General features: G+C 65.3%; 10 protein-coding genes and 1 pseudogene. 8 read left to right on the forward strand and 3 right to left on the reverse strand.

Translation table 11 applies throughout. The annotated features are described in order from the left end of the window. Window positions 1-4 precede the first annotated feature (4 nt). Genes AB4Y34_RS21645 through AB4Y34_RS21670 form a run of 6 tightly spaced genes read left to right on the forward strand, consistent with a single transcriptional unit; the run spans window position 5 to window position 5,292 of the window. A complete protein-coding gene (locus AB4Y34_RS21645) occupies window positions 5-802 on the forward strand; it encodes an ABC transporter permease (RefSeq protein ID WP_368717176.1) in 798 nt (265 codons plus the stop codon). After that, window positions 799-1,935, forward strand: coding sequence for an NAD(P)/FAD-dependent oxidoreductase (locus tag AB4Y34_RS21650; protein WP_368717177.1), 1,137 nt, complete (start codon window positions 799-801; stop codon window positions 1,933-1,935). The genes AB4Y34_RS21645 and AB4Y34_RS21650 overlap by 4 nt, the downstream gene beginning before the upstream one ends. 7 nt (window positions 1,936-1,942) lie before the next feature. Continuing rightward, on the forward strand, window positions 1,943-2,284 hold the full coding sequence (locus tag AB4Y34_RS21655; RefSeq protein ID WP_012406215.1) for a (2Fe-2S)-binding protein: 342 nt from the start codon (window positions 1,943-1,945) through the stop codon (window positions 2,282-2,284). Beyond that, complete coding sequence (locus AB4Y34_RS21660; RefSeq protein ID WP_368717178.1) at window positions 2,274-3,704, forward strand: FAD-dependent oxidoreductase; 1,431 nt, start codon at window positions 2,274-2,276, stop codon at window positions 3,702-3,704. Before AB4Y34_RS21655 ends, AB4Y34_RS21660 begins: the two co-directional genes overlap by 11 nt. Beyond that, entirely contained in the window at window positions 3,697-4,878 is a 1,182-nt protein-coding gene (locus AB4Y34_RS21665) for an NAD(P)/FAD-dependent oxidoreductase (RefSeq protein ID WP_368717179.1), read from the forward strand. Before AB4Y34_RS21660 ends, AB4Y34_RS21665 begins: the two co-directional genes overlap by 8 nt. Window positions 4,879-4,938: 60 nt before the next feature. Next, window positions 4,939-5,292 (forward strand): RidA family protein, encoded by a 354-nt coding sequence (locus AB4Y34_RS21670; protein ID WP_176123671.1) that lies wholly within the window; start codon window positions 4,939-4,941, stop codon window positions 5,290-5,292. 761 nt (window positions 5,293-6,053) lie between these two features. On the opposite strand, the gene AB4Y34_RS21675 is transcribed toward AB4Y34_RS21670, so the two are convergent. Further along, entirely contained in the window at window positions 6,054-7,154 is a 1,101-nt protein-coding gene (locus AB4Y34_RS21675; protein WP_368717180.1) for an SDR family oxidoreductase, read from the reverse strand. Window positions 7,155-7,299: 145 nt separating this feature from the next. Beyond that, the gene (locus AB4Y34_RS21680) at window positions 7,300-8,010 is read right to left on the reverse strand and encodes a hypothetical protein (protein WP_217910572.1); all 711 of its coding nucleotides are present in this window, start codon (window positions 8,008-8,010) and stop codon (window positions 7,300-7,302) included. A gap of 343 nt (window positions 8,011-8,353) precedes the next feature. Between AB4Y34_RS21680 and AB4Y34_RS21685 the strand changes: the two genes are divergently transcribed. After that, window positions 8,354-8,779 (forward strand): CBS domain-containing protein, encoded by a 426-nt coding sequence (locus AB4Y34_RS21685; protein ID WP_368717186.1) that lies wholly within the window; start codon window positions 8,354-8,356, stop codon window positions 8,777-8,779. Between the two features lie 159 nt (window positions 8,780-8,938). Next, window positions 8,939-9,391 (forward strand): PPC domain-containing DNA-binding protein, encoded by a 453-nt coding sequence (locus tag AB4Y34_RS21690; protein ID WP_368717181.1) that lies wholly within the window; start codon window positions 8,939-8,941, stop codon window positions 9,389-9,391. Window positions 9,392-9,419: 28 nt separating this feature from the next. On the opposite strand, the pseudogene AB4Y34_RS21695 reads toward AB4Y34_RS21690, so the two are convergent. Next, window positions 9,420-9,747: pseudogene (locus tag AB4Y34_RS21695) on the reverse strand (hypothetical protein); the annotation flags it as partial. Window positions 9,748-9,851 lie beyond the last annotated feature (104 nt).

Below are 9,851 nucleotides of genomic sequence, written 5' to 3' on the forward strand. Positions count from 1 at the left end.
CGCCATGAAACAGAACGGATTCTGGGGTCTGCTGTTCAACGCGCTGTTTCTCACTTTCATCCTCGCGCCGCTCGTCGTCGTGATGCTGGTTGCGTTCACCGACAAGGGCTTCATTTCGATGCCCTTCGACGGCGCGTCGCTGCGCTGGTTTCGCGCGATTCTCGAGAACGACGACATCGCGTCGGCATTCTGGCTTTCCGTGCGGCTCGCGTTCGCGGCGGCGACCATCGGCGTCGTGCTCGCGGTGCCCGCGGCGCTCGCGATTGCGCGCTATCGCTTCGCGGGCCGTGGCGCGTTGATGAGCTTCTTCCTGTCGCCGATGATGATTCCCGCCGTCGTGCTCGGCATCGCGTTCCTGCGCTTTCTGTCGCTGCTGCATCTGAGCGGTTCGTTCTGGGCGCTGGTGGCGACGCACGTGATCATCGTGCTGCCGTATGCGCTGCGCCTCGCGCTGTCGTCGGCCGTCGGGCTCGATCGCGATGCCGAGCGCGCGGCGCTGTCGTGCGGCGCGAGCCGCTTCACCGCGTTTCGCCGCGTCGTGCTGCCGATGATCCGCACGGGCGTCGCTGGCGGATGGGTGCTGTCGTTCATCCAGAGCTTCGACGAGCTGACGATGACCATTTTCGTCGCGACACCCGGCACGACCACGCTGCCCGTCGCCATGTACAACCAGATCGCGCAGACCATCGATCCCCTCGTCGCTTCGGTGTCGGCGGTGCTGATCGTCGGCACGGTTCTGCTGATGGTGCTGCTCGACCGCATGGTCGGACTGGACCGCATCCTCATTGGAGAAGCTCGATGATTCATCACGTTTCCGACAACCCCGACGTGCTCGTGCTGGGCGGCGGACTGGTCGGTTCCGCCGTTGCCTGGGGCCTTGCGCGCGAAGGCGCGAACGTCACCGTGCTCGACCAGGACGACGGCGCGTTGCGCGCGTCGCGCGGCAACTTCGGGCTGGTCTGGATTCAGGGCAAGGGCTATGGCTTGTCGCCGTATGCACGCTGGTCGCGCAGCTCGGCTTCGCGCTGGCCGTCGCTCGCTGCGGCGTTGCTCGACGAAACCGGTATCGACGTCGCGCTGCGCCAGCCGGGCGGCTTCCACTTCTTTTTCTCCGAAGACGAAATCGCCGAACGCGCGAAGCGTCTCGGCGCCTTGCAGCGTGAACTGGGCGACTACCCGTATCAGTTGCTCGATGCGCGCGAGGTGCGCGAGCGTATTCCCGAAATCGGCCCGGACGTGATCGGCGCGAGCTACACGCCGATGGACGGCCACGTCAATCCGCTGAAGCTGCTGCGCGCGCTCCACGCGGGCATGCAGCGGCGCGGCGTGAAGCTCGTGAACAACGAGGAAGCGCTGCGCATCACACCCGAACACGGCGGCTTCGCGGTACAAGGCAAACGCGGCACCTACCGCGCGGCGCGCGTCGTGCTCGCGGCGGGCCTCGGCAATCGCGCGCTCGCGCCGCACGTCGGACTGCATGCGCCCGTCGCACCGAATCGCGGACAGGTGCTGATCAGCGAACGCGTCGCGCCGTTCCTGCGTTACCCGACCCTCAACGTGCGCCAAACCGACGAGGGCACGCTGCAATTCGGCGATTCGATGGAAGAAGTCGGGTTCGACGATTTCACGACGACGCCCGTGCTATCCGACATCGCGCGGCGCGGCGTGCGCGCCTTTCCGCTGCTGAAGAACGTCCGGCTGGTACGCACGTGGGCCGCATTGCGCGTCTACAGCTCCGATGGTTTTCCAATCTACGACGAATCCGCACGCCATCCCGGCGCGTTCGTCGTCACCTGCCACAGCGGCGTGACGCTGGCCGCCGCGCACGCGCTGCGCATCGCACCGTGGATCGCCGGCGGCGCGATGCCCGATGAAATCCCCGCGCTGTCCGGCACGCGCTTTCTCGAATCCCCTGCACTCACCCCCGCTCACTGATTCCGACATGACCTCCACACCGCTCTTCAAGGCCTTGCCCGGCGCCGATGCGCCGGTCGACATCTGGTTCAACGATCAGCCGCTGCGCGTGCCGGGCGGCCGGTCGGTGGCGGCGGCGCTGCTCGCTGCCGGCATCGCGCGGTTCCGTGCGACACCCGTCTCGGGCGCGCCGCGCGCGCCGTATTGCATGATGGGCGCGTGCTTCGAGTGTCTCGTCGAGATCGACGGCGTGCCGAGCCGGCAAAGCTGCATGGTGACCGTGCGCGCCGGCATGCGCATCCGCTCGCAGGAGGGCGCGCGCGATCTGCCGCCCGTCGATGTGTCGCTGGAGGACGCTCATGCCCGCTGATTACGCTGCCGAAACCGTGTCGAGTTTCCCTTCGGAAGCCGTCGATGTCGTCGTGGTCGGCGCCGGTCCCGCCGGCATGAGCGCGGCGACGCGCGCCGCGAGCGCGGGCCTGTCAGTGGTGCTGCTAGACGAGCAGGACGCCGTCGGCGGGCAGATCTATCGTGCGATCGGCGGCGCCGATGCGCGCCGCAAGGAGATTCTCGGCCCAGATTACGCAGCGGGCGCAGCGCTCGCCGACGCCTTCGCGCGCTCCGGCGCACGGCATGTCGCGCATGCGTCCGTGTGGCAGGTGACGCGCGAGCACGCCGTGCACTATCTGAAGGACGGCAAAGTCGGCAGCTTCGAAGCACGCCGCGTGATTCTGGCCACGGGCGCGCTGGAAAGGCCGTTCCCGATTCCCGGCTGGACGCTGCCCGGCGTACTGACGGCGGGCGCCGCGCAGATCCTGCTGAAAAGCGCGGGCGAGGTGCCCGCCCAGCCGCCCGTGCTGGCGGGCTGCGGTCCGCTGCTCTATCTCCTCGGCTGGCAGTACGTGCGTGCCGGCGTGCCGATCCGCGCACTCGTCGACACGACTCGTCACGAAGACCGCTGGCGCGCGAAGAAACATCTGCTGTCGGCGTTGCGCGCGTGGCCGTTCCTGAGCAAGGGCCTGCAACTGATCCGCACGCTGCGCGCCGCGGGCGTGCCCATCTACGAAGCCGCCGACGATCTGCGCGTCGAGTCGAAGCAGGACGCGCAAGGCGTCGAGCGCGCCGCCGCGCTGAGTTTCACCACGCAAGGCCGTGCGCAGCGGATCGACGCGAACGTGATCCTGCTGCATCAGGGCGTCGTGCCGAATACGCAGTTCTCGTTGTCGTTGCGTGCCCAACACCATTGGGACGCCGCGCAGCTATGCTTCGCACCGACCACCGACGCATGGGGCGAACTCGACGTGCCGGGCACCTTCGTCGCGGGCGACGGCGGCGGTATCGGCGGTGCGCTGGCGGCGGCCGAACAGGGCGCGCTCGCCGCGCTGCGCGTTGCCAGTCAACTCGGTGCAATCGATGCAGCCGCCTGTGAGCGCGAAGCCGCGCCGCACCGCCGCGCGTTGGAGAGCGTGATGCGCATCCGTCCGTTTCTGGACAGCCTGTACCGCCCGCGCGACGCGAACCGCATTCCGCGCGACGACGTAGTCGTGTGCCGCTGCGAGGAAGTGACGGCGGGCGAAGTGCGCGGTTTCGTCGAACTCGGCTGCCTCGGCCCGAACCAGGCGAAGTCGTTCGGACGCTGCGGGATGGGCCCGTGTCAGGGACGCATGTGCGGGCTGACCGTCACCGAAATCATCGCCGACGCGCGCAAGGTGCCGCCGGGCGAAGTCGGCTATTACCGCATCCGTCCGCCCATCAAGCCGCTGACGCTCGGAGAACTCGCCGGTGAATGACGCTGCCCTGTCCTCTTCCAGCGCCGTGCGCGAAGCCGACGTGCTGGTGATCGGCGGCGGGCTGCACGGCTCGAGCAGCGCGTTCCATCTGGCCGCGCGCGGCGCGAGCGTGATCGTGCTCGAAGCCGACTACGTCGCGCGACATTCGTCGGGCGTCAATGCGGGCGGCGTGCGCACGCTCGGCCGGCCGCTGCCCGAGATTCCGCTCGCGCTGATGTCGCGCGAAATCTGGCACAGCCTGCGCGAAACGATCGGCGACGACGGCGGCTTCGTGCCGTCCGGCCAGTTGAAGATCGCGGAGACGGAAGCCGAACTCGACGAATGCCGCGCGCGCGTCGCGCAACTCGAAGCGCACGGCTTCATGCATGAAAAGCTGATCGACCGCGCGAGCGTGCTCGAACTCGAGCCGGCGCTCGCGCGACACGTGACGGGCGGCATCTGGGTCGAGCGCGACGGCTATGCGCTGCCGTTCAGGACAACCACCGCCTTCCGGCTCGCCGCGCAGCGGCATGGTGCGGCGTTCTTCGAAGGCACGCCCGTCACCCGCATCGAGCAGCGCGGCACGCGCTGGTTCGCGCAGACGCCGCGCGGCGAGTTCAGCGCGGACAAACTCGTCGTCACGGCGGGCGCGTGGGCGGGACAACTGGCCGAACAGGTGGGTGAGCGCGTGCCCGTGCACCCCGAAGGGCTGATGCTGATGGTCACGCATCGCGTCGCGCCGTTCTGCCGCGCGACGCTGGGTGCAACCGGGCGTCCGTTGTCGTTCAAGCAGTTCGACAATGGCACCGTCGTGATCGGCGGCAAGCTGATCGGTATCGCCGATCTGCACGGCCGGCACGGCGAAGTCGATTTCGCGCGGCTCGTGCGTAGCGCCAATACCGTCGTCGATCTCTTCCCGCATTTGCGGCATCTCGGCGTGAACCGCGCGTGGGCCGGCGTCGAAGCATTCACCGACGATGCGCTGCCCGTGCTCTCACCTAGCCGCCGCGCGTCGAATCTCATCTATTCGTTCGGCTATTGCGGCAGCGGTTTCCAGCTTGGACCGGCCTGCGGGCGGCTCGTATCCGAACTCGTGCTCGACGGCAAGGCTTCGCTGCCGCTCGACGACTTCGCGATCGACCGCTTTACGCGCCAGTCCGTGCCGCAGCCGGCGGCCAGCGCCGCCGCGCACTGATCGCACCCGCGCGCCGCCCGGCGTGCTTTCCTGTAGTCAAAGCAAGGAGTAGAGCAAGGTATGTCCGACATCGTGAGAATCGAAACGAACCAGCGTATGAGCCGCGTCGTCAAGGCAGCGGGACTCGTGTTCATCGGCGGCCAGACGTCGAATGATCGTGCGCCCGATGTGAAAACCCAGACCGCGAGCGTGCTGGCGAAGATCGACGGCTTTCTGGAAAAGGCAGGCATCGACAAGACGCGTCTGGTGTCGGCCCAGGTGTGGCTCGCGAATATCGAGCGCGATTTTGCGGGCATGAACAGCGTGTGGGACGTGTGGCTTGCGCCGGGCTGCGCGCCCACTCGTGCGACCGTCGAGGCGAAGCTCGCCGCGCCGGAACTGCTGGTCGAGATTGCCGTCGTCGCGCTGGCGTAACGGCAGCTTCGCGGCAGTCAGAAGCCGCTGCGCTTACGCGTTCGCCACGCGATACGTGCCGCGGCCCGTCGCCTCTTTCGCGACCTGCGGAGAGCTGAGTCGATGCAACTGTCGTCCAGCCATGTTGCCCTCCCTACCCACAAACCCACGTCGCCACCCATACGTCGTGAGGAAATTGTGCGGGACGTCAACGGTAGCCGCAAGCACGTCGTTAGATAACCTCCGCTTTGACTGGATTTCAAGGCCAGAACTGGCCGCCCGCACGGTGCCTGTTACTCAAATAACTTCCGAGGTTGACAAGTTTCAACCGTAAATCTTCCGTCGTCGCGGTTCGGGTCCGCGGCGCGCGACCACGGTCGCGGAGTCGTAGGCGTCGTGTCCGAAACGCAGCCGTTACGAACACACATCGGCGCTAGCAATCGGCGTACCGTCATACTACTGCAATCGACGAGCGTGACCTGGTCCATGTTGACTGAATCTCTGGCAATCCCGACTGTTATCGTTAATGGGACGCCGATCGAAGTAGACAAATATCTGATGGCAGCGCTCTGGACCGCCGACGGTGCGCATGCTTCGGTAATGGACGTTGCCCAATGGCGAGAACGCCTTCGTGAGCGCGGTGATGATTTTGCCTCTCACGAAGCCGCCTGCTACTACTGGCTTTGCGAAAATCGGGCCGGTTGCCCGCCGTGGGCATACCCGAAGTAGAAAACGGCGTGTTCCACGCATCGCGTCGCGCAGCGATCCCTTGTCCCATGCGCTCACGGCGGACCCTCGCCGCCCGTCGCGCCATACACCTGCCCCGTCACATAGCTCGCGCGCGTCATCGCCAGCGCCACATAAACCGGCGCGATTTCCGCAGGCTGACCCGGACGTCCCATCGGTGTGTCGCCGCCGAACTTCTCGAGGTTCTTCATCGTCTGGCCGCCGCTGACCTGCAACGGCGTCCAGAACGGACCGGGCGCCACCGCGTTCACGCGGATGCCGCGCGAGATCATCTGCTTGGCTAGCGACTTCGTGAAGTTCGCGATCGCGGCCTTCGTCATCGCGTAGTCGAGCAGGTTCACCGACGGATTGTAGGCATTCACCGAACTCGTGTTGATGATCGCCGCACCAGGTGGCATATGCGGGATCGCAGCCTTCGTGATCCAGAACATGCCGTACAGATTGGTGCGTAAGGTCCAGTCGAAATCCTCGGTGCTGATGTCGAGAATCGAATCGTGGCTGTGCTGGCGTCCCGCATTGTTGACGAGGATGTCGAGGCCGCCCATGCCGTTCGCCGCGCGATCGACGGCCTGCTTGCAGAACGCTTCGTCGCGAAGGTCGCCGGGTATCGCAAGCGCTTTGCGACCCGCGCCGCGAATCAGCGCCACGACCTCGCTCGCGTCCGGCTCCTCGGCGGGCAGATAGATGATGGATACGTCTGCGCCTTCGCGTGCGAACGCGATCGCCGCCGCGCGACCGATGCCCGAATCGCCGCCGGTGATCAACGCCTTGCGGCCCGCCAGCAGTCCGCTGCCGCGATAGCTGGACTCGCCATGATCGGGACGCGGCGTCATGCGGCTCGCAAGGCCGGGCCACGGCTGCTGCTGATCCTGAAACGGCGGGTGCGGATACAGATCGCGCGGATCGCTTAGCGCCGCGTTCGCGTCGGGAACGGCAGGCGCTGCGGGTGCGTCAGCGGCTTGGCTACCTGGCGCGCCGGGATCGGCTGCGAGCGCGTTTCCGGCGAAGACCGCGGCCAGACCGGCCGCGGCGCTTTGCACGACCTTGCGGCGCCCGTGGGACACCTGGTCCGCGGGCGTGTTGTCTTGCGCTAACGACTCGCGGCCAGGAGCGCTCGTCGATCGATCGTTGGACATGGGCTTCTCCTTCTTCGATGTGCCGACGATCGAGCAAGCCTTGTACCCTTCAATGTCTTTCATTTCCTACGCGCGCGTAAGCGGTCGTCACGCGCCGCCTCCCGCGCTGGACTTTTCACTCGTCCTTCGTTTGCGCAATCGACGATCACACCGGGCGATCGTCGAGAAGCGCCACGTACCTTGCAACCGAATCGGCCACCGCCCGCTTCGCATCGCGCTCGATCTCCGCATTCGCGAAACTGCCGTATACGGCGTCGTACGCTTCGCCGTCGAGCGCTTGTTCGATCGCGTGCACGCAGTTCGCCGACAAGGGCAAATAGTTGGGATAACTGTACATAAAAGAAACGTGCGAGCGTCCCGGCGTGACCTGCAGCACATCGCCCGATAGCAGCACACCCGCGCCGTTCGACCAGTGCATCACGGTTGCACCCGGAAAATGTCCGCCAACCCGCAACAGCGTCGCCTCGTCATTCAATGCGATGCGCTCGCCGGACCAGTACAGCAACGCGGGATCGTCGCGCATCACCCATTGCCTGTCGGCGTCGTGCAGCCAGACACGACAGCCGAAGGCTCGTGCCCATTCGACCATCGTCGCGTAGTAATGCGGATGCGAGATCGCCACTGCGCTGAGACCGCCCAACGCATCGACGATGTCGACCGTGGCATCGTCGAGCAGCGTAACGCAGTCCCATAGCACGTTGCCGGCAGCGGTGGTGGCCAGCAGCGCACGCTGTCCGATCGCGAATGGCGGTTGCGTGCGAATCTCGTACAGGCCAGCGCGTAGCCGCTTGAACGCGTTTGCGTGCTTGACGCGCAGGCTCGCGAGATCGGTCCATGTCTGACCTTCGCGCGGCACGAACTGACGAACGTCGCAACAGATTGCACATTGTCGCGGCGGTGTGCTCGACGGTGGATACTGCGTGCCGCAAGGCGGGCAGATGGTGCTCTGCGCGCGGTCAGCCTGGTTGCGTGGATTCCGTTTTACGCTATGCATGACACTGTCTGTGGGCGGCGTGGACTTCGGGCGCGGCGCTTGACTTACAGCGGCTGACGCACCGAAGCAACACACCTTTTAGAACCCATTTCTGGCATGACACGAATAGGTCGCCGCAATGCCCATACCCAAACAACCAACCGCGTTTCTGGAATGGCCCGTGCTGCGATTGAAACTACAGTTCAACCTCTACGAGGAGCAAACCATGACCTCAGTAGCACAAGTAATGACTCGCGACGTCGCCACGATCGGCGCAGCGCAAAGTATTCAGCAAGCGGCGAAATTAATGGACGAACTGAACGTCGGCTCCTTGCCGGTTTGCAATGGCGCCAACCTCCTCGGTATGGTGACGGATCGCGATATCGTCGTGCGCGCGATCGCTGCAGGAATGTCGTCCGACGCGCCGATAGAGGACATTGTGAGCGGCCCGGTCAACTGGTGCTTCGAAGACGAGGACCTCGATGTAGCCCAAAAGAAAATGGAGGATGCCCAGATTCGCCGGCTACCCGTGGTGGATCGGGAAAAGCATCTCGTCGGCATCATCGCGCTCGGGGACCTTGCAACGACTGCGGACGGCGGCACTTCTTCGACGCTTTCCGCCGTATCCACGCCTTCGACGCCCGACCGCTGACGCGTCATTTGTCGCCCCGGCAAGTTGCGCGGTACTCACGACTGTCCTGAGTGCCGCAGGTGTTTGCAAGATGGGCCACGACACGATTCACCCGGCCCTTTGTAAATTCCGGAATTGCAGAGTGCACATAGCAGACGATAAAGACAGAGGAGAGCCAACATGAAATCGAAGCTTCTTGAGACCGACGCCCAAGGTGGCCGCACGTACGTGGTCGTCTTCGATACGGGGGAGGAAGCCGTCGGCGGCCTCAAGGCTTTCGCTGGCGACAATGGGATCGAAGGCGCCCGGGTCAGTGCGATAGGCGCGCTGCAGTGCGGCGTCTTGGCATGGCTCAACTGGGAAACAAAGACCTATGAGCCGATCTCCGTGGACGAGCAGTGCGAGGTGATCTCCATCCTGGGCGATGTCGCCAAGGGAGACGATGGCCGGCCATCGCTGCATCTGCACGGACTCCTTGGACTAAGAGGCGGCCGCACCGTCGGCGGCCACATTCAAGAACTGCACGTGCGTCCGACGCTCGAGTTCATGCTGGTCGAGGCACCGGCCCACCTGCGTCGAACGTCCCACAGCGAGCTCGGTGGGATCGCCTTGATCGCGCTGGATTCAGGTTGATCGCTATGGCACGAATAGAATCGCCATAGGGGCCGTCGAAGGGGTAAACCGATGCGATGTAAAACGCGCTGCTCGCGGGCTTGTCGCGCGTTGCGTTCTGATCGACGGAAAAGACGATTTCCTTGCAGTCGAGCGCGCCGGTGCTCATCAGGCGGCTGACGGTCACGCGGCCGTGCTCGTCGTCTTCGGCACCCGCGATACCGGCGCCCGCGACCGCGCCTTCCGAGTACAACGAGCTACAGCCGCTCAATGCGGACGACACCGCCAGCGCCAGCGCGATCAGCGCTGTTACGTGGGGGCGTTTGGCTGCCGACAACGGACTTCGCGTTGTCAGCCCACACCATGTTCTTTTGCATTTCTACCGTCTCTGCTCTACCGGTGCCGTCGATCACGCGCTTCGCGCGTAACAGTCTGCGGTGCAACGGTGCTCATCAACGATCGGGTCCACGACAGAAAATTG

It is taken from the genome of Paraburkholderia sp. BR10954 (assembly GCF_040965775.1).
Taxonomy (GTDB): domain Bacteria; phylum Pseudomonadota; class Gammaproteobacteria; order Burkholderiales; family Burkholderiaceae; genus Paraburkholderia; species Paraburkholderia youngii.